The sequence below is a fragment of the Geodermatophilus obscurus genome, from assembly GCF_900143215.1.
Lineage (GTDB): Bacteria > Actinomycetota > Actinomycetes > Mycobacteriales > Geodermatophilaceae > Geodermatophilus > Geodermatophilus obscurus_A.
The window spans coordinates 118331-136647 of record NZ_FRDM01000006.1; the positions used below are offsets into that span (position 1 = coordinate 118331).

The 18317-nt window shown below is 73.0% G+C and carries 19 protein-coding genes; 14 read left to right on the forward strand and 5 right to left on the reverse strand.

Features of this window, described 5'->3' with window-relative positions; all coding sequences use genetic code 11:
• The first annotated feature begins 1 nt into the window (after position 1).
• On the forward strand, positions 2 to 928 hold the full coding sequence (locus tag BUB17_RS08470) for an MGMT family protein (protein WP_141242953.1): 927 nt from the start codon (positions 2 to 4) through the stop codon (positions 926 to 928).
• Positions 929 to 967: 39 nt separating this feature from the next.
• Here BUB17_RS08470 and BUB17_RS08475 read toward each other — a convergent pair whose 3' ends face one another.
• Entirely contained in the window at positions 968 to 1450 is a 483-nt protein-coding gene (locus BUB17_RS08475; RefSeq protein WP_072916351.1) for a very short patch repair endonuclease, read from the reverse strand.
• A gap of 40 nt (positions 1451 to 1490) precedes the next feature.
• Positions 1491 to 2402 (reverse strand): HNH endonuclease, encoded by a 912-nt coding sequence (locus BUB17_RS27405; RefSeq protein ID WP_072916353.1) that lies wholly within the window; start codon positions 2400 to 2402, stop codon positions 1491 to 1493.
• Between the two features lie 287 nt (positions 2403 to 2689).
• Here BUB17_RS27405 and BUB17_RS08485 point away from each other — a divergent pair, with 287 nt between their 5' ends.
• From BUB17_RS08485 to BUB17_RS08515, 7 genes are all read left to right on the forward strand, one after another.
• Positions 2690 to 3811, forward strand: a complete 1122-nt coding sequence (locus BUB17_RS08485) for a thermonuclease family protein (RefSeq protein WP_072916357.1) — start codon at positions 2690 to 2692, stop codon at positions 3809 to 3811.
• 388 nt (positions 3812 to 4199) lie between these two features.
• Positions 4200 to 5150, forward strand: coding sequence for a DUF3048 domain-containing protein (locus BUB17_RS08490; protein ID WP_244277057.1), 951 nt, complete (start codon positions 4200 to 4202; stop codon positions 5148 to 5150).
• 292 nt (positions 5151 to 5442) lie between these two features.
• Positions 5443 to 5868 (forward strand): HNH endonuclease, encoded by a 426-nt coding sequence (locus BUB17_RS28540; protein ID WP_432416381.1) that lies wholly within the window; start codon positions 5443 to 5445, stop codon positions 5866 to 5868.
• A gap of 29 nt (positions 5869 to 5897) precedes the next feature.
• A complete protein-coding gene (locus BUB17_RS08500; RefSeq protein WP_072916364.1) occupies positions 5898 to 6104 on the forward strand; it encodes a ribbon-helix-helix protein, CopG family in 207 nt (68 codons plus the stop codon).
• The gene (locus tag BUB17_RS08505) at positions 6101 to 6472 is read left to right on the forward strand and encodes a type II toxin-antitoxin system death-on-curing family toxin (protein ID WP_072916368.1); all 372 of its coding nucleotides are present in this window, start codon (positions 6101 to 6103) and stop codon (positions 6470 to 6472) included. The genes BUB17_RS08500 and BUB17_RS08505 overlap by 4 nt, the downstream gene beginning before the upstream one ends.
• 131 nt (positions 6473 to 6603) lie before the next feature.
• The gene (locus BUB17_RS08510) at positions 6604 to 7038 is read left to right on the forward strand and encodes a ribbon-helix-helix protein, CopG family (RefSeq protein WP_072916389.1); all 435 of its coding nucleotides are present in this window, start codon (positions 6604 to 6606) and stop codon (positions 7036 to 7038) included.
• Positions 7035 to 7388 carry a DUF5615 family PIN-like protein gene (locus BUB17_RS08515; RefSeq protein WP_072916393.1) on the forward strand — a complete coding sequence of 118 codons (354 nt, stop codon included), beginning with the start codon at positions 7035 to 7037 and terminating at the stop codon, positions 7386 to 7388. Before BUB17_RS08510 ends, BUB17_RS08515 begins: the two co-directional genes overlap by 4 nt.
• A 21-nt stretch (positions 7389 to 7409) precedes the next feature.
• Here BUB17_RS08515 and BUB17_RS08520 read toward each other — a convergent pair whose 3' ends face one another.
• Positions 7410 to 8315 (reverse strand): phosphorothioated DNA-binding restriction endonuclease, encoded by a 906-nt coding sequence (locus tag BUB17_RS08520; protein ID WP_072916663.1) that lies wholly within the window; start codon positions 8313 to 8315, stop codon positions 7410 to 7412.
• Between the two features lie 88 nt (positions 8316 to 8403).
• Between BUB17_RS08520 and BUB17_RS08525 the strand changes: the two genes are divergently transcribed.
• From BUB17_RS08525 to BUB17_RS08535, 3 genes are all read left to right on the forward strand, one after another.
• Positions 8404 to 8586, forward strand: coding sequence for a type II toxin-antitoxin system VapC family toxin (locus BUB17_RS08525; protein WP_141242955.1), 183 nt, complete (start codon positions 8404 to 8406; stop codon positions 8584 to 8586).
• A gap of 143 nt (positions 8587 to 8729) precedes the next feature.
• Entirely contained in the window at positions 8730 to 9089 is a 360-nt protein-coding gene (locus BUB17_RS26725) for a hypothetical protein (RefSeq protein ID WP_072916398.1), read from the forward strand.
• A 76-nt stretch (positions 9090 to 9165) separates the two neighbouring features.
• The gene (locus BUB17_RS08535; protein ID WP_072916400.1) at positions 9166 to 10380 is read left to right on the forward strand and encodes an HNH endonuclease; all 1215 of its coding nucleotides are present in this window, start codon (positions 9166 to 9168) and stop codon (positions 10378 to 10380) included.
• Here BUB17_RS08535 and BUB17_RS08540 read toward each other — a convergent pair.
• On the reverse strand, positions 10355 to 10651 hold the full coding sequence (locus tag BUB17_RS08540) for a hypothetical protein (RefSeq protein ID WP_072916404.1): 297 nt from the start codon (positions 10649 to 10651) through the stop codon (positions 10355 to 10357). The two genes, BUB17_RS08535 and BUB17_RS08540, sit on opposite strands and share 26 nt — an antisense overlap.
• Positions 10648 to 12312, reverse strand: coding sequence for a DUF6398 domain-containing protein (locus BUB17_RS08545; protein ID WP_244277059.1), 1665 nt, complete (start codon positions 12310 to 12312; stop codon positions 10648 to 10650). The genes BUB17_RS08540 and BUB17_RS08545 overlap by 4 nt, the downstream gene beginning before the upstream one ends.
• 438 nt (positions 12313 to 12750) lie before the next feature.
• Between BUB17_RS08545 and BUB17_RS08550 the strand changes: the two genes are divergently transcribed.
• The 3 genes from BUB17_RS08550 to BUB17_RS08560 are packed head-to-tail and all read left to right on the forward strand — an operon-like array spanning position 12751 to position 18316.
• Positions 12751 to 14250: a DUF3375 domain-containing protein gene (locus BUB17_RS08550; RefSeq protein ID WP_072916410.1), complete on the forward strand. Its 1500-nt coding sequence runs from the start codon at positions 12751 to 12753 to the stop codon at positions 14248 to 14250.
• Complete coding sequence (locus tag BUB17_RS08555) at positions 14247 to 14906, forward strand: DUF4194 domain-containing protein (protein ID WP_072916412.1); 660 nt, start codon at positions 14247 to 14249, stop codon at positions 14904 to 14906. Before BUB17_RS08550 ends, BUB17_RS08555 begins: the two co-directional genes overlap by 4 nt.
• On the forward strand, positions 14903 to 18316 hold the full coding sequence (locus BUB17_RS08560; RefSeq protein ID WP_072916414.1) for an ATP-binding protein: 3414 nt from the start codon (positions 14903 to 14905) through the stop codon (positions 18314 to 18316). The genes BUB17_RS08555 and BUB17_RS08560 overlap by 4 nt, the downstream gene beginning before the upstream one ends.
• The last annotated feature ends 1 nt before the right edge of the window (position 18317 follow it).

Sequence of the window (18317 nt, forward strand, 5' to 3'; positions counted from 1 at the left end):
AGTGGTCGGTCAGATCAGTCCACCAGTCGCTCGAGGAACCGCTGAGTCTCCGGATCGGTGGAGTGCAGATAGACGCCGCGCAGGTTGCGGTCAGGAGCACCTTGTGGATGTTGCGCACCAGGAGGTGGAACTCGGCGCGTGCGCGGCCATCCCGGTCGGCTCGTGGACCACGTACGGCGACATGGCCGAACTCATCGGCAGCCACCCGGTTCCGGTGGGCGTCCACATCGCCACGCAACCGGTGCCGAACGGGTGGCGGGTGCTCAGCGCCGACGGACGAATCTCCCCGCAGTTCCGCTGGTACGACGACCGCACCGACGACCCGGTCGACGTGCTGACCGACGAGGGCGTGACCTTCACCGGTGAGCGGGCCGACCCCGCACAACGGTTGACCGCGCGCGAACTCGCGGACCTGCTGGGCATGGAGGCGTCGGACGAGCCGGCCCGGACTGCTGGCGACGACCCGTTCGGCAGCGAGCCGGGTCGGCGCTTCCTCGACCAGCTCAATGATGCATACCCGGATGCCGTCCCCGCGGTCGTGCGGCTCCTCGCGCACTGGCAGACGATCGGCGGGCGACTGTCGTTCGGGCGGGCGGACGAAACATCCTGCTTCCTCGTCATCGACGCTCATCGGCATGACCAGGGGGACACGTGGCCGATGGTGGTCTACCCGCAGTCAGGCTCCGTCGAAGTCGTCCTCCAGCACATGCGCCGCCGGCTGGTCTTCGACGATCTGGCCATGCGCGAGCAGTTCCGGGATCAGTTGGCGCTCGCTGGGATCAGCATCCCGGACGCCAAGCTGAACCTGCGTCCGTCGTTCTCCTTGAGCATCCTCACCGAGGACGATCGGCGGTCGGCGGTGGAGGCGGCGCTCGGCTGGTTCGCGTCGGTGTTCCGGGCAGGCAGCCGCGGTGGGGACGACGGGTAGACGGTCGCAACATCCTCACCCGCGAGGTCGGGTGACCGGTCAGCCGCCCTGACGCTCTGGCGGCTGCCTCTGACCGCGTAGGTGTGCTAGGCGCGCGACGACCAGATCGGCCACATCCTCGGGTGACTCGTGCTCCCAGAAGCGCAGCACCGTCCACCCGAGCTCGGCCAGTTGCGCGTTCGTCGCAGCGTCACGAGCCCGGTTCATTGCCATCTTCGCCGTCCACCACTCCCTGTTGGCCGTGGGCATGTGGCCGTGCGCTGGGCAGCCGTGCCAGAAGCACCCGTCGATGTACACGGCGAGCCGCGCGCGCAGGAAGGCGATGTCGATCGTCCGCCGGCGCTGGCCCGGCACCCGGAAGCACACCCGGTAGCCGACCCCGCGGGCGCGGAGCGCCCTGCGCACTGCCATCTCCGGGCCGTTGTCGCGGCGCCGTACGGTGCTCATCCGCCGGGCGGTGGCAGCGCTCGAAGCGCCCGGGTGTGGGCCCGGGTCCACGTACGGCCGCGTCCCCTCGGTCATGCACCGTCAGTAGCGGAAGCCACCGACAGCGGAAGGTCGCTCAGCCCGCGGCGCGGAACTCCTCGTAGCGGCGCTCCAGGTTGTCCCGGCTCGGGTGCGCGCTGCGCTGCCGCGGCACGGTGAGGCGGACCCCGACCATCTCCTGGATGCCGTGCCGCAGCATCGGCCCGTCGGCCTCGTCGAGGATGTCTCGGCGGACGTCGATCACCAGGTCCGGCCGCACACCGAGGATGTTGCGGTCGTAGGCGGCATGGTGGATCTTGCAGAGGGCCAGGCCGTTGGGCACGACCGGCAGGCCACCCTCGTCCGAGTCGCGGATGATGTGTGCAGCGTCGAGCAGGTCGGCGTGCCGCAGACGGCACATCGCGCACCTGGTCTCGTACGCCTGGAGCACACGTGCGCGGAACACCGGCTGGTGCAACCGGGTGCGGATCAGCCGCTCCAAGTACGACCGCCGGTCGGGAGTCAGCGTCCCGACCAGTCCGGGATCGATCAGCCGTTGCGCCTCGTCTACCGCGACCAGGAAGGACAGGTCGTCCGGCCGCTCGTCGACGACGTAGACGGGGAACTGCGCCAGGTAGACCGCTGGTGCCACGCCCACGAAGTACGCCAGCGGCAGCTGCTCGCGCATCGCCACCCGCAGCGCCCGGTTGTCGGAGTGTTGCGGGTCGGTGCCGCGGTAGGCGTACTTGACGTAGCCGCCTTCTGCGAGGTCGTCGGCGTACGGCGGCAGTTGGCTCGGTGCCGTGTACGTCGTCCGGATCGTCAGTGCACCGGCCAGCGTGGCGGGCTTCCAGATGCCCGGCTGCACGACGAGCTTGAGTGGCTGGCCGGCCACCTGGAACGTGTTGAGCTCGGCCGACGGGATGCCCTCCGGGTGCTCGGCCGACAGCCGCGCGAGGAAGGCGAACATCGCCGCCCGAACGGTCGCGTCGTCGAACGGGACGGTCATGCGCTCGTCCTACACCCAGATTGACGATCCGTCACACAGCACCGGCGAAGCGTGGGCGAAGCCTGGCCCACCCTGGACACGACGGAGCCCGTGTGGCACTCGGCCGGAGTGGGCTCTGTTGCTCTTGACGCCACCTGTGCCGGCTGGCCGAGAGGACGGACGTCCGCGTGTTGTAGGTGCTGCGGCTCCTCACTCGTGTGAGTGGCCAGTCGCTGCAGCTCCCCGATCCGGATGAATCAGTCTCATAGCCTGGCGCGGCTTGGAACTGCTGCGAACGAGGGATCGACGTGAAAGAGCTGTTCGCCGCCGCGGGGGCGCACAAGGCTGCGACGGCAGTGGTCGTCGCAGGGGTGATTGCCGGAGGTGGTGTCGTCCACGCCGCTACGGACAACTCGACCACAGCGACGGTGGCCAAGGTCGTGGACGGCGACACCATCGACGTCCGGTACGACGGAGAGACGTACCGCGTCCGACTGCTCAACGTCGACACCCCCGAGTCGGTCGATCCCGAGAAGCCGGTCGAGTGCCTGGGTTCCGAAGCATCGGAGTGGTTGAAGCAGCGGCTGCCTGCAGGCACCGAAGTAAGCCTCGAACGAGACCAGGACACCCTGGACGACTATGGCCGTGAGCTGGCTGCCGTCTTCGTCGGAGACAACCTCATCAGCGCGGAGATCGCCCGCGCAGGCCTCGGCGTGGCCATGTCCGTCGGGGCCAACACGAAGTACCTCCGTCCTGTGCAGACGGCTCAGGCCGAGGCCGAGGCAGTCGGGCGCGGTATGTACTCGAACGAGGTCGAGTGCACCGTTCCTGCACAGATCGAGCAGCTCCAGGCTGCCGCGACCGACGCCATCCAGCAGGCCCCCGCTCCGGCAGCAGCGCTCGCCGCCTTTGATGGGCAGGCCGCCGAACTCGCTGCGGTGGCCGGCACCGCGAAGGCCCTCCTCGGCGTCCTGGACGGCGACATCGACGCCTTGCCGCTGCTGGCGCACGGCGCTGATCGCGTTGCGTTCTTCCGGTCGCAGGTGACGGCCGTGCAGAGTCGGCTCGACAAGGCGACCGCCGCCAACAGCACCGCGAGAGCTGCACGGAATCGACAACTCGAGGCTGAAGCTCGACGGGCGGCCGAGGAAGCGGCGCGTAGAGCTGCGGGGGAGGCAGCACGAAAGGCTGCTGAGGAAGCTGCTCGTGAGGCTGCCGAGGAAGCGGCCGAGCGGGCCGCCGCTGCCCCTGCTGCGCCGCGGTCGTCTACCTCGGGCGGATCGTCATCGCGCTCCTCGGGTTCATCCAGTACCCCGCGGACGGCGGCACCGTCCAGGTCTTCGGGCGGATCCGATTCCGGGCCGAGTACGTACACCGGCTGCCGCAGCTATGCGCCGGGCGGCAAGACCTGGACACCAATTCCCTGCTGAGCAGTCGCGCCCGGGAAGCGGACGGCTGGGCGGCGACCTCCGGACAATTCGCGCTGTCGACTCGCCGAGATGGCCATCCGCGTCGTCCGAGTCGGCGCCCGGCCACCCCGCGGAGTCGTGGTGCCGAGCCCGGTGAGTCGTGCCGATACAGGGGAGGCAACGCCTCGCCGAGCCAGGAAGGCCCGACGTGCCCAGGTCTCCCGCGCCCCGGTCCCGCTCCGGGCCGAGAAAGAGCGCTCGGACCACGAGAGGCGCCCAAGCCAAGAGGAGGACGGCGAAGGGCCGCCGCAGGTCGAGATTAGGGCGCGGTCTTCGAGCGGCTCTGCTCATGGTGTTGGTGGCCACCGGTGTGGTCGCGTGGCCGACGGCAGAGGAGCACCTGTCCGACTTGCCGTTTCTGGACTCGGTCGTCGCTGCGCTCACGCCGTCGTCCGCGCACGCCTGGCCGCTGACGGGGGTCCCGGCCGACGCGATCGCCGACCGTCCGGCGCTCGCGGTGAAGATCGAGAACTCCGTCGACGCCCGCCCGCAGACCGGGCTGACCGCCGCGGACGTGGTGTGGGAGCAGGTCGTCGAGGGCGGCATCACCCGGTTCGTCGCCGTCTACCACTCCGACCTCCCGCCCGAGATCGGCCCGGTGCGGTCGATCCGGCCGATGGACCCCGCGATCGCCGCGCCGCTGGCCGGGCTGCTCGCGTTCTCCGGTGGCGTGCCGACCTACGTCACCGCCGCCCAGGACGCGGGACTGCAGGTGGTCAGCCAGGACTCCGGAGCCGACGGCTTCCACCGGACGACGACGCGCGCGGCGCCGCACAACGTCTACGCGGTGCCGCAGACCCTCGTCGACCAGGCCGACGCTGCCCACCGAGCCTCACCCGGCGCCCAGTTCGACCACTCCGCGGCCGGCGAACGACCCACCGCCGTTGCCGCGGGGCAACCGACGACCACCCTGGAGCTCACGTTGTCCGGGGTCAGCCGCCCCCGGTGGACCTGGAGCGCTGCGGACGGCCGCTGGCTGCGCAGCGAGGGGAGCACCCCGGCGGTCGAGGCGGACGGCAGGCGGATCGGCGCCACCAACGTCGTCGTCCTGCGCGTCGACGTCGTCGCGACCGAGGCCCGGGACCCGGCCGGCAACCCCGTCCCGGAGACCATCCTGACCGGCACCGGCCGGGCCCTCGTCGCCTCCGGCGGGTACACGGTCGAGGCCACCTGGTCCAAGCCGGGGACCGGTGACCGGGTGACGCTGGCCGGAGCGGACGGCGCCCCGGTGACACTGGCGCCCGGGACCACCTGGGTCGAGTTGGTCCCCAACAGCGACGGCGCAGTCGACATCGCATGAGCCACGGAGAGGCCCGCAACGAGAGATGGGCGCCCGGCTGCGTGGGTCGGCCGCCCCAGGCAGCGTTACGGCGGCGGCTCAGTCGCCCGATCGTGCGATGGGGCTCCAGTCATCGCTCGTTGGGCCCGTTGAGATCGGCACAGGCGCAGTCGTCGCGGGATCGGAGACGGCGGTCGGCGACATGGTCGGTGAGGTGCTCCGGACCGTCCTGGCAGAGGTCCTCGCGACCCCGTGGTTGGCGGGTCTCCCGGTGCTGCTCGCGACCGGGAAGCTGCTTCAGCTCGGCCGCGCGATGATCCACGGCGGGCATGCGCGGGACCCTCGCCGCGCCTTCTCCCGGGCCGAGAAGGCCCTACTCCTCGAGCTGGCAGGGCACCGGTGCGAGCACCACTCCTGGCTTCTCGGTCGGTGCCGGGAGACCGAGGCGCTCCAGGCCGACCACGTCCACCCGCACAGCCGCGGCGGGGCGACCGACGTCGCCGATGGCCAAGCGCTGTGCAGGTGGCACAACAGGAAGAAGGCGGCGCGGGTGCCGTGGGGATGGGAGCTGGCTCGCCTGGAGCGGCGCAGGCGAGCCTACTTCCCACCGGGTTCCGTTGCGGCCGTCGTCCGCCATGGACCGCACGTCCGCTCGACGGGTGAGAGGCGGCCGAGCCGGCGCGGTGTCCGGGGCGAGTGTGCTGCAGCACGTGCCCGACGACGCGGACTGAATCGCTGACACTGGTATCGCGCCGGTACCATCGTGGCATGGCGATGACCCTGCGGACCGACGACGAGCTGGATCGGGCGCTCGCGGCCCTCGCCGCCGCAGAGGGCACCTCCAGGCAGGAGATCATCCGCCGGGCCGTCCTCGAACGGTACGAGCGGAGCGGCCACGCTGCGCGGGTCCAGGAGAGTTCGGGTCGGCTCATCGACAGGTGGGGCGACGTGCTGCACCGCCTGGGCACGGTGTGAGCGAGGTCGAGTACCTCGACCTCGACGACCTCCTCGGCCTCGTCCGGGCGCTGCGGACCGGACCGGTGCGCGACGTCGGCCTGCTGGACTCGGCTGCTGCGCGACCCCGGACGATCGTCTTCGGGCAGGAGGCCTACCCGACGCTGCCGCTCAAGGCCGCCGCGCTGCTCCACTCGCTCGCGCGGAACCACCCGCTGGTCGACGGCAACAAGCGGCTCGGCTGGCTGGCCACCGTCGTGTTCCTCGACCTCAATGGCACCCAACCGGACCTGAGTGACGACGCGGCCTTCCAGCTCGTCATGGACGTGGCCGCCGGCGCGGCCGACGTCGAGGGGATCGCCGAGCGGCTCCGGGTCGCTCCGCGCTGACCCCACCGGAGCACTCCGCTCGCGACGGCGGCTGGGCACATGCCACGCCGACGTCCACCGCGGTCGCCGGATGACCGTGCTCAGCACCCGCACCCGGTCCCGCCCTCACTACGGGCTACTACGATGTAGCCATGGCCACTCCGCGATCCGTGCGACTGTCGGACGACGTCCTCGCTCGGCTGTCCGCCCTGGCCGGGCGGCGGGGGGCGTCCGTGTCCTCGACCATCGAGCGCCTGCTCGATGAAGCGCTGCGCCGCGAGGCGCACCCGGGCGTCACGTTCCGGGACGGCCCCAGCGGTCGACGGGCCGGGTTGGTGGCCGGTCCGGACGTCGACGAGGTGATCCGCACCCTCCGCATGAACCAGAGCGAGGGAACAGCCGACGTCATCGCCACGGTCGCCGACCTGCTTGCGCTGACCGAGTCGCAGGTGCGCGCCGCCGTCGCCTACTACGCCGACCACCGCGGCGAGGTCGACGAGCGCATCGAGGCCACCCAGCGAGCCGCGGACGAAGCTGAAGCCGCATGGCGCCGCCAGCAGGAGGTCCTGGCCGGTCGCGGCCAGTGAGGCTGCTGCTCGACGAGATGTACCCCCCGCGCCTCGCCGAGCACCTGCGGGCCCGCGGCCACGACGTCCTCGCCGTCGCTGAACTGGCCGAGCTCATCGGTCGGTCCGACATCGAGGTCGCGCGGTTCGCCCGTGAGCGGGGGCGGATCGTGGTCACGGAGAACGTCGCTGACTTCCTGCGCCTGGACACCGGGCACCACTCGGGTCTCCTGTTGGTCTCCGCGCGCCGCTGGCCTCGCAGGCCCCAAGATCTGCCGCGACTGGAGCGAGCCCTCGCTGCCTGGCTGGACGCCCGGCCCGAGGATGCAGACGAGCAGGTCTCGGATGCCGGGCTGGTCGACTGGCTCTAGGAGCCTGATCGAAGGTCCACGTCAGCAGGCCAGCGCCGTCCCTTGAAAGACCTGCTCGCGGTGCCAGGCCACGTGTCGCTCAGCCGGTAGGGGAGTGCCCGGCCGGGGACGCAGTCGCCGGCCGTGCAGGTCGTACAGGGCCCGGCCCTGCGGTGTGCGGGCGTTGAATCGCCGGGACACCACGACGGCGAGGTCGTCGTCCAGCCCCAGGATCCCGCGGTCGAACAGCTTGTGGTGCAGCGAGCAGAGCGCCAGGCCGTTGTCGAGATCGTCGGGGCCGCCCAGCTTGAACCAGCGGACGTGCGCCGCCTCGATCCGGACCACCGCCCCGCCGGTGGCGCCGTCGAAGCCGCAGAAGGCGCACTGCCGGTCCCAGGCCTCGATCACGGCCACCGGCCACGCACTGCTGCGCCGCCGGTCCCGCGGCGGCGTCGTGCCGCCCTCCAGCAGTTCCGGGTCCAGGCCGACCGCCATCAGGACATCGGGCGCGACCGTGCCCGGGAAGTGTGTGTCGACCAGGCTGCGGGCGGCCGTATGGATGAGCTCCGGACGGTCCCGCAGCGCCTGCTCGAGCGACGCCTCCAGCCGGCCGGTCACGCCCTCGCGGAGCGGGCCGACGTTGTCCATGGGGACGTCCCGGTCGAGGGTCCACACGCCGTCGGCCCGCAGGCGGGTGAACGGGTAGGCCGCACTCCGCGCGCGACCGGTCCTCGACGTCGGACCGAACTCCCGCAGCAGGTCGGCCAGCTCGGACTCGGCCTCCGACCAGGGCAGCGCACTCGTCCCGGTGGTCGCCAGTCGGCCGAGCGCCAGCAGGACGAGCAGCGGCTCGTGCGGTGAGCGGCGGCCGTCCTGCTGGTGCTGCCGCAGCGCGCACAGGCGATCGAGAATTCGCTGGCCCTCGGGGGCGCTGGGCGGCACGGGCATCACTGTCCCTGGCCGGCGCGCGGTCCTCGCCCGGCGGCTCGGGCGGGAGGCCGCCGCACTGGCGCACCGCGATCTCGTGCAGCTGCCCGTGACGACCTTTCCCTTCGAGCCGTTGGGCGACCGCGTCTGGGAGCTGCACCCCGCGGTGACCGCCTACGACGCCGCCTTCGTCGCCCTCGCCGAGGAGCTGGGCGCGCCGCTGTGGACCCTCGACCGGAGGCTCGCCGACTCACCGGGTCCGCGGTGCACCTTCCGGACACCCGACCGCTGAGCCTCGATCCGCCGGAGTGGTGGGAGCCGGCGGCACGCCGTGACGGACGGATACCTCTGTGAGCAGCGATGATGGGACGTGCGACGGTTCCTTCCGACTGGGCAGCGGAGGCATCCGGCACGTGCGGGTCCCTGGGCGGCGGCGTGCACGACGAGCTCGGCGACGTCGCCAGTCAGCTCCAGGGCCGCCGCCCTGGCGGCGTTGCAGCACAGGACGCTCGGTCGGAGGTCGGCGAGCAGGGCTCCGTAGGCGATCCGGCCGTACGCCTCGATCCGGGACGCCGCCGCGACGTCGGCGCTGACCGGCACACCGGCCTCCCGCTCGAGCGCCGCAGCCCGGACCAGCGCCGCCGGGTAGCGGAGCAGGTCGTAGCCGTCGACGTGCAGGACGGCCGGGCCGGCCACCCGCTCCGGCCGGACGTGGTCGGTCGCGTTCGCCGGGGTTGGGACGACGTCGTCTCGTCGAAGTCAAGAGCCGTCGAAGATCTGTGGACAAGCCACTGACCTCGGGATTCGTGCCGCGTCCTGCCTCCATGCGCGCTAGACTTCGAACACCTGATCGAACCGCTCGGGAGGTGTCGTGGGCGAGCTGGCATCGGCGATCGACGCGCTCGGCGCCCTGGCCGCCGATGACCTGTTCGACTGTTCCGACGGCGACCTGCTCGATCGCACCCGTGCTCTCACACGTGCCCGCAACATGGTCGACGCCGAGCTGGCCCGCACCGTGCGCCGCGCCGAATGCGCCCAGGCCTCCGAGCACGACGGGCTGAAGTCGATGCGCCCCTGGCTGCGCACGCACGCCCGGCAGTCCGGGCCGGCGATCACCGGCCTGATCAAGGCCGGCCGGGTGCAGGAGCACCTGCCCGCGGTGGCTGCCGCCTGCGCGGCCGGGCAGATCACGGCCGACCAGGTGGAGGTGCTCGCCGAGATCTGCACTTCCACGGCGCTGGACGAGGCCGCCGCGGCCGGCGTCGACCTGCCCGCGATCGAGGCGGCACTGGTCGCCGTCGCGGTCGAGGCCCCGTACCGAGACCTGCAGAAGGCCGTCGGCGCCTACCTGGCCGCCCTCGATCCCGACGGGCCCGAACCGGATCCGACCGAGGGCCGGTCGCTGTCGCTGGTGCAGCATCCCGACGGCGCCTTCACCGGCGGCTTCACCCTCGACGCGGTCGGCGGGGAGAAGCTGGCCACCGCCCTGGAATCGATCGCCGCGAAGAGCCGCTGCGCCGGGGACATCCGCACCCGTGCCCAGATGCTCGGCGACGCGCTCGTGCAACTGGCCGATCTGCACCTGGCCTCGGGAGAGCTGCCGGTGCTGCGCACGGTCAAGCCCCATGTGGGGGTGCTGGTCGGCATCGAGGACCTGCTCGACCCCGCGGACGGCCCGGGCGCCGCGACCACGGGCCTGGGAGCGGCCATCTCCGCAGCCCGGGCGCGGATGCTGGCCTGCGACGGCAACGTCACCCGCATCGTCATCGGCCCCGACTCGGTGCCGATGGACTACGGCCGCACCCACCGGGTGGTGCCGCCGCACCTGCGCCGCGCCGTGGAGCTGCGCGACCAGTGCTGCGTGTTCACCGGTTGTGAGGCACCGGCCTGGTGGTGCGACGTGCACCACGTCCTGCACTGGGCCGACGGCGGAGAGACCTGCCTGGAGAATTCAGCGCTGCTGTGCGAACGCCACCATACGAAGGTCCATCACGGGTTCTGGGTCGAACGAGATCCTGACGGCCGATGGCACACCTACCGGCCCGATGGCACCGAGATCGTCATCGGAGTCCGGCTGCTCCGATGAGCTGACTGGGACCACCGGCCTGCAGCAGCAGCGGCCAGGCGAAGGCGGCCATGGCGTCGTCCGGGTAGAAGTCGCCGGCGACGAGGACGTCGGCGACGGCGACGGCGACGGCGCGCACCGTGGCGGCCGACGGCCGGCGCGTGGTCGCGCTGCACGTGAGCCTGCCGGTCTGGCACAGCCGGCGGACGGCGGCCAGGTTGGCCGCTGCTTCCGGCTCGGTGCACCGCACGGTGGGCCCGGTCGCGCCGCCCTCCTCGATGGGGGTCGTCATCCCCGGTACCGGTCGCGGGCCGCGATGAGGCGCGCCCGGCGGGCGGACGTCAGGAACTCCGGGGAGCCGAGGTCCAGCGGCCCGTAGGCGTAGTCGGTCGCCCGGACGCCGAGCGCCTCGAGCAGGGTTCGTCCGCGCTGCGATGGCGTGTTCGCACTGACCCCGAACCAGTCCAGCAGCTGCTTGACCGTCAGGCCGCCCGTGTCGAACACGTCGTTGGCCTTGGCGGCGATCCAGCAGATCGCCGCCGCGGTGGTGTCGGCGCGGCCACGGCGGAGGGCCTGCGGATCGTCCCGCGCGATCCGGGCGAGCAGCCGGCGGGCCGCCGTCCGCAGCTCTCGGTCGAACAGCGCGCGGCAGCACTGGTCGACCAGCACGAGCACCTCGACCGCGCGCTCGCGCACCTCCTCCGGCACGCGGGACCGGTCGAACGGCTCGTCCGGCAGGGGCGCGTCGTCGAGCTCGTCCAGCGCCCGCGCGCCACCGACGGCGGGGTACAGCCGCTCCAGCATGATCTCGCCGAAGGTGGCCGGTTCGTCGTCCCCGGCGGTTCCCCAGGGACCGTCCGGGTCCAGCGCGCCCATGCGGGCGAGCAAGGCCATCGGGCCCTGCGGCCGCGGCGACCGGATGATCTCCTGGTACTCCGGTTCCCACTCGTCGACGGCGGCGAGGGTCTCCTCGGTCAGACCGGCCCGGATCCCGCGCTCGGCGTGGCTGAACCGGATGAAGGCCCGCAGCAGTTCCGGGGCCTGTGCCAGGTGGGGGACGTCGGCGACGATCTTCCGCGGGATCCAGTCGGTCAGCAGGATCCCCACGGCCACCGGGCTCCACCGCAGCGGGTCGCCGGGCCCGTAGTCGGTGCCGAACCAGAGCAGCGAGTCGAGCAGGCTGCGGCGGTCGGCGTCGTCCAGGCCGGCGCCGAACGGCGAGGCGAAGAAGCGGTCGGCGAGCGCCTGCTTGTCGGCGTCCGTCCACTCCGGCCGCTCGTAGCCGGTGCCGCCGTCCGGGAGCAGCCCGACCGCCCACTCGACGAGCGGCCGGCAGGCCGGCCAGGTGTCGGTCTCGATCGGTGGGACGGTGATGGCGCCGAGCTCGATCGCCTCGGTGATCCGCGCCCGCGCGTCGGCCGGGTCGAGACCGGTGATCGTCGTGTCCGGGTCGTCGGCGGTGGTCCGCATCAGCTCGACCAGCTCCCGCAGGCTGCCCGGGACGACGTAGGCGTCCTTCACCAGCGTGCCCAGGTTGTGGTCGACGTGGACCGCCGCGCACAGCTCGGAGCCACCGGGCAGCCGGACGCCGACCACCAGGTTCTCGCCGTCCCCCAGCACGTGCCGCATCTCGAACACCCCGTCCACCGGCTCGGCCTCGTCCATGGCGAGCAGCCAGCGGGGCAGCACGTGGGCCCGGGAGCCGATCTCCCGGCGGACCCGGTGGCGCAGCATCTCGTCGCCGGCCAGCCCGGCGACCGCCGCGAGCAGCGCCGAGGTCTCCACCAGGGGCAGGTCGAAGAACGTCTGCAGGACCTCGTCGCGCGCGGGCAGTGCAGACTCCTGTGGCCGGCCCAGCGACGGACGGTCCTCGAACGCGGACAGCAGCGTGCTCGCCAGGCTCAGCAGGGGAAGGGGATCGTCTGCGGCGAGCGCGGCCGCGACGGCCTCCATCAGGTCCGGTTCGCGCTGCCGTCGTCGCGGGGCCGCGGCCTTCCGGCGCTTCGATGGGCGCCGCGACGCCGAGCGAGCAGGCTTCGGGCGGTGGGAGCGCTTGGACATCCGGGCCAGACTAGGGCTCGGTTGGAGGGCGGATCACCCCCGTGCTGCGCGGGGAGAGCGTCCACGAGGGCGTCTCCGCGCGGCGCGTGCGGACGTGGGGCGCCGAGCGTCGCGACGAGGACTGATCGCCCAGCGGGACTCCAGGCCGGCGCGTCCGGGTTCCGGAGTGGCCGCGGGACGCCCTGCTCGACTCGATCGTCTCCTCCGGCGTCGCTGGGTCGACCGACCTCGAGCCACCGTCGGCCGGGTCTGCCGTCGTCGTCGTACCGCCCTGCTTCACTGGCGCACGGGTCAGGACCGGTCCCGCCCATCGAGAGGGGAGAGCCGCCGATGGACCTGCTGCGCAGCCACGACGAGATCTCCGAGTTGCAGCGCCGCCATCCCGCCTGGCAGCTGCTGCGCGCGCGGACGGCGCCGCTCGCGCTGGCCTTCCTCGGCGGGGTCTTCGTCGAGGAGAACGTCCGTTCGGTGTCCCGCACCGACCTGCTGACCCGGCTCGACGAGCTGCTGCACGCGCTCAACGACCGGACCGACGACGGCGACCAGTACGCCCGCACCGCCGCGCAGTACGTCGACGAGTGGGCCGACCCGGGCACGGCATGGCTGCGGGCCTACTACCCGCCCGGCGCCGACGAGCCGGCCTACGACGCCACCCCCGCCGTCGAGAAGGCGCTCGGCTGGCTGCGATCGCTGCAGCCGGCTCCCTTCGTCGGCACCGAGTCCCGGCTCAACACCGTGATCGAGCTGCTCCGCCAGATGGCCTTCGGCGCCGAGCTCGACCCGCAGGTCCGGCTGGAGGAGCTGCACCGCCGTCGCCGGGAGATCCAGGAGGAGATCGACCGGGTGAGCGCCGGCCAGGTCGACGTCCTCGACCCGGCCGCGCAGCGCGACCGCTACCAGCAGTTCGCCACCACCGCCCGCGAACTGCTGGCCGACTTCCGGCAGGTCGAGGAGAACTTCCGGGCGCTCGACCGGGCACTGCGCGAGAAGATCGCGACCTGGTCCGGCGGCAAGGGGGAGCTGCTGGAGGAGGTGCTGGGCGACCGCCGCGGCATCGCCGACTCCGACCAGGGCCGCTCGTTCCACGCGTTCTACGACTTCCTGCTCTCCGCGCCGCGGCAGGAGGAGTTCGCCGACCTGCTGGTGCGCGTCCAGCGGCTGCCCGACGTCGCGCAGACCCTGCCCGACACGCGGCTGCGGCACATCCACCACGACTGGCTCGACGCCGCCGAACGCACCCAGAGCACCGTCCGGCTGCTCTCCGACCAGCTCCGCCGGTTCCTCGACGACCAGGTGTGGCTGGAGAACCGGCGGGTGATGGAGATCCTGCGCGGCATCGAGGCCGGCGCCCTCGCCGTCCGCGACCGCCCCGGCAAGCCACCGGGCACCACCGTCGACGCCACCGAGATCACCGTCGTGCTGCCCACCGAGCGGCCGCTCTACCGGCAGCGCCGCCGGCTGACCCTCGACAGCGACGGCATCACCGACGCCACCGAGCGCGCCGACCCGACCGCGCTCTACGAGCAGGTCTACCTCGACCCGGCGCGGCTGTCGGCGGCCGTCGCCGACGGCCTGGCCCGCGGCCCCGTCGCCGCGCTGCCGGACATCCTGCGCGAACACCCGCTGCAGCAGGGCCTGGCCGAGCTGGTCGGCTACCTCGCGCTGCGCGACGGCGTCGAGACCACCGTCGACGGCGAGCGGCGCGACGAGGTGACCTGGACCGGCGAGGACGACGTCGACCGCGCGGCCTCGGTGCCGCACGTCGTCTACACCCGCGCCGGCTCGCGGCGACCGCCGGCGGGCCGCGAACCCGACGAGGAGCCGCGATGACCGCCCCGCCCCGGCACTCCGAGCTCGACCTGCCGCTCGTGCTCACCTCGCTGCTGCGCGGCGTCGTCGAGCAGGACAGCCACCCGCAGGTCTGGCGGCACCTGCTCGGGCTCACCAGCCAGGTGCGCGACCACGTCGCCGTGCTCGGGCTGGCCCTCGTGCTCGACGAGGTCGAGGGCTACGCCTTCCTCCGCGCACTGCCCGACGAGCAACTGGCCGAGCTGCGCACCGGCAAGCCCGCGCTGCCGCGGCTGGTCCGCCGGCACGCCCTCACCTACCCGGTCAGCCTGCTGCTCGCGCTGCTGCGCAAGCGGATGGCCGAGTTCGACGCCAGCAGCGGCGACGTGCGCCTGGTGCTCACCCGCGAGCAGATCACCGAGATGGTCGGGATCTTCCTGGCGACCGGCAGCAACGAGGCCCGCGTCGTCGAGCAGCTGGACGGCGCCATCGCCAAGGCCGTCGAGCTCGGCTTCCTGCGCAGGCTGCCCGCCGATCCCGGGCGCTACGAGGTGCGCCGCATCCTCAAGGCGTTCGTCGACGGGCAGTGGCTGGCCGACTTCGACGCGCGGTTGCGGGCCTACGCCCACGGTCCGGACGGGCCGCCCGACGACGCCGCGACCCTCGATGCGCCGCAGACCGTGGAGACCGCTCGATGACCACCCTGTTCACCGCCGCGGACCTCGCCGAGGCGACGGGGAGCAGCGGCGAGCGCCGGGCCCGCGTCGGCCACCGGCTGCACCGGCTCGAGCTGCTCAACTGGGGCACCTTCGACCAGCGGGTCTGGACGTTCAGCCCGGGCGGCGACGACAGCCTGCTCACCGGCGACATCGGCTCGGGCAAGTCCACCGTGGTCGACGCGCTCACCACCCTGCTCGTGCCGCCGCAGCGGATCACCTTCAACCGCGCCGCCGGGGCCGAGACCCGCGAGCGCGACCTGCGCTCCTACGTGCTCGGCCACTACAAGGCCGAGCGCAGCGAGACCACCGGCGGGTCCGCCCCGGTGGGCCTGCGGCGCGGGCCGACCTTCACCGTGCTGCTCGCCGTCTTCGGCAACGAGGGCTACGACACGACCACCAGCCTCGGCGTCGTCCTCTGGCTCGCCGACGGGCAGACCGGGCAGCCGGACCGGTTCTACCTCACCGCCGACCGCGACCTCACCATCGCCGGCGACCTCACCGGCTTCGGTGGCGACCCGGCGGCGCTGCGCAAGCGGCTCACCGCCGGCGGAGCCGGCGTGCACGACGGGTACCCCGCCTACGCCCAGCGGCTGCGCCGGCTGCTCGACATCCCCTCGGCGCAGGCGATCGAGCTGTTCGCGCAGACCGTGTCGATGAAGGCCGTCGGCGACCTCACCGGGTTCGTCCGCCAGCACATGCTGGAACCCTTCGACGCGCAGAGCTGGGTCGACAAGCTCGTCACCCACTTCGAGTCGCTGACCCGCGCGCACGACGCGGTGGTCGCCGCCCGCACCCAGCTGGAGCAGCTCGACCCGCTGCTCGCGGTCGCCGGCACCTACGAGAACCTCACCGAGCGGATCACCGCGCTCGCCGCCCAGCGGGCCGCCCTGCCGGCCTTCGTCGCCGACCGCACGGTGGCCCTGCTGGGGAGCGAGGCCCGTGCCGCCACCGAGCGGCTCGCCCGCCTCGCCGAGGAGAAGCAGCGCCTGGACGACGACATCGCCCGCGGCGGCGAGGAGGTCAAGGCGCTCGAGCGGGAGATGGACGGTCAGGGCGGCGCGCGGCTGCGCGAGATCGACCTGGCGGTGACGCTGCTGTCGCCCGAGGTGGACAAGCGACGCAGCCGGGCCACCGCCTACGCCGCGGACCTCGCGGTGCTCGGGCTGCCGCCGGTCGGGTCCGCGGACGTGTTCGCCGCGCGCCGGCCGCAGATCGACCGGCTGCACGCCGAGCACGAGAGCCGCCGCGCCGGGCAGCGCGAGCAGGGCGACCGGCTCGCCGTCGACGCAGCCCGGCTCAGGGACGAGGAGGCCGAGCTGAACGCCGAGCTGCTCGAGCTGCGCCGGCGCCGGGTCAACATCCCCGCCGCCAGCCTGGAGCTGCGGGCCCGGCTCCTGGCGGCGACCGGGCTCACCGAGGCGGACCTGCCCTTCGCCGGCGAGCTGATCGGAGTCCGGCCCGAGCACGCCGACTGGGAAGGCGCCGCCGAGCGCGTGCTGCGCGGGTTCGGGCTCTCGCTGCTCGTGCCCGACCGGCACTACGCCGCCGTCAGCGACTGGGTGGAGACCGAACACCTGCGCGGGCGGCTGGTGTACTACCGGGTGCCGGCGCAGGCCGAGCCGGTCCGCCCGCCACGCAGCGCGCACCCGCTGGCCGACGTGGTCGAGGTCAAGGACGGTCCGTTCGCGGCCTGGCTGCGCGCGGAGGTGCTGGCCCGCGCCGACCTCGAGCGGGTCGAGACCACCGCGCAGTTCCGCCGCGCCGAGCGGGCCGTCACCCGGGCCGGGCAGGTCAAGGGCGGCCGCAACCGGCACGAGAAGGACGACCGCTTCCGCATCGGCGACCGGCGCAACTACGTGCTCGGCTGGTCTCCCGAGGCGAAGATCGACGCGCTGCTCGACATCGCCTCGCAGCTCGGCCGGCGGCGCCAGCAGCTCGCCGAGCGCGACCGGCAGCTCCGCGAGGGCGAGCAGCAGCTGCGCGCCCGGGGCAGCGCGCTCGACCGGGTCGCGGGGGTGAGCTCCTTCGAGGAGCTCGACTGGGCCGCCCTGGTGCACCGGATCGACGAGCTCGGCGCCGAGCGCGCCCGGCTCACCGGCGCCTCCGGCGAGCTCGCCCGGCTCCAGGCGCTGCTCACCGACGCCGTGGGGCGCGTCGCGCGCGCCTCGCAGCAGCGCGACCGCGTGCTGAACCGGGTCGGCTCCACCGGGTCCGAGCAGCGCCGCGCGCTCGCCGAGGCCGACGTCCGCCGGAACCGGGCCGCGGCCGCACGCGACATCGATCCGGCGGTGCTCGACGCGCTCGGCCGGGCCGCGCCCGCACCGGCGCCCGGCGACGTCGCCGGCTGGGACGCCTGGGAGCAGGCCACCCTCCAGCAGCTGACCGACGAGCACGACCGGGCCACCGTGCGGCGCACCCAGGCGGCCGGCCGGGTGACCGGCGCCATGCACGAGTTCCGGCTGCGCTGGCCGCTGCTGACCGGTGAACTCGACGACGCGGTCGAGTCGATCGGCGGCTACCGGGAGCTGCACGGCCGGCTGGTCTCCGACGACCTGCCGCGGTTCGAGGCCGAGTTCCAGGAGCTGCTGCGCACCAACGCGATCCGCGACATCGCCGGTTTCTCCGCCGAGCTGCGCAAGCAGGCGGAACTCATCGAGGAACGGATCGACCGGATCAACGACTCGCTGCGCGGCATCGACTACAACGACGGTCGCTACATCAGCCTGGAGACGGGGCGCACGCCCAACATGGAGGTGCGCACCTTCCTCGCCGACCTGCGCGCCTGCACCGACGAGGCGCTCGGCGGCGACGACGCCGACGGCTCGTACTCCGAGCGGAAGTTCCACCAGGTGCGCGCCCTGGTCGAGCGGTTCCGGGGGCGCGACGGCTCCACCGAGGCCGACCGGATCTGGACCCAGCGGGTCACCGACGTGCGCAACTGGGTCGTGTTCACCGCCGTCGAGCGCTGGCGCGACACCGACGAGGAGCACGAGACCTACACCGACTCCGGCGGCAAGTCCGGCGGGCAGAAGGAGAAGCTGGCCTACACCGTGCTGGCCGCCTCGCTGGCCTACCAGTTCAAGCTCCGCTGGGGTGCCGAGCGGGCCAGGGCGTTCCAGATGGCGGTCATCGACGAGGCGTTCGGGCGGGGCTCCGACGAGTCCACCCGCTACGCGCTCGCCCTCTTCCGGCGGCTCGGTCTGCAGCTGGTCGTGGTCACCCCGCTGCAGAAGATCCACGTCATCGAGCACGCCGTGGCAGCCGTTGGCTTCGTCGACAACCCGACCGGCGCCGGCTCGCGGATGCACACCCTGACCATCCAGCAGTACCGGGACGGCCGCGCCCGGCACCTGACCGCCGCGGAGCCGGGCGCCCCCGGAGCCGGTTGAC

Bases quoted from the DNA above. Each gene is read 5' to 3' on its own strand.
- BUB17_RS08475 (WP_072916351.1), bottom strand. From the start codon at position 1,450: ATGACCGAGGGGACGCGGCCGTACGTGGACCCGGGCCCACACCCGGGC.
- BUB17_RS27405 (WP_072916353.1), bottom strand. From the start codon at position 2,402: ATGACCGTCCCGTTCGACGACGCGACCGTTCGGGCGGCGATGTTCGCC.
- BUB17_RS28540 (WP_432416381.1), top strand. From the start codon at position 5,443: ATGATCCACGGCGGGCATGCGCGGGACCCTCGCCGCGCCTTCTCCCGG.
- BUB17_RS08500 (WP_072916364.1), top strand. From the start codon at position 5,898: ATGGCGATGACCCTGCGGACCGACGACGAGCTGGATCGGGCGCTCGCG.
- BUB17_RS08510 (WP_072916389.1), top strand. From the start codon at position 6,604: ATGGCCACTCCGCGATCCGTGCGACTGTCGGACGACGTCCTCGCTCGG.
- BUB17_RS08520 (WP_072916663.1), bottom strand. From the start codon at position 8,315: ATGCCCGTGCCGCCCAGCGCCCCCGAGGGCCAGCGAATTCTCGATCGC.
- BUB17_RS08540 (WP_072916404.1), bottom strand. From the start codon at position 10,651: ATGACGACCCCCATCGAGGAGGGCGGCGCGACCGGGCCCACCGTGCGG.
- BUB17_RS08545 (WP_244277059.1), bottom strand. From the start codon at position 12,312: ATGGAGGCCGTCGCGGCCGCGCTCGCCGCAGACGATCCCCTTCCCCTG.
- BUB17_RS08550 (WP_072916410.1), top strand. From the start codon at position 12,751: ATGGACCTGCTGCGCAGCCACGACGAGATCTCCGAGTTGCAGCGCCGC.
- BUB17_RS08555 (WP_072916412.1), top strand. From the start codon at position 14,247: ATGACCGCCCCGCCCCGGCACTCCGAGCTCGACCTGCCGCTCGTGCTC.
- BUB17_RS08560 (WP_072916414.1), top strand. From the start codon at position 14,903: ATGACCACCCTGTTCACCGCCGCGGACCTCGCCGAGGCGACGGGGAGC.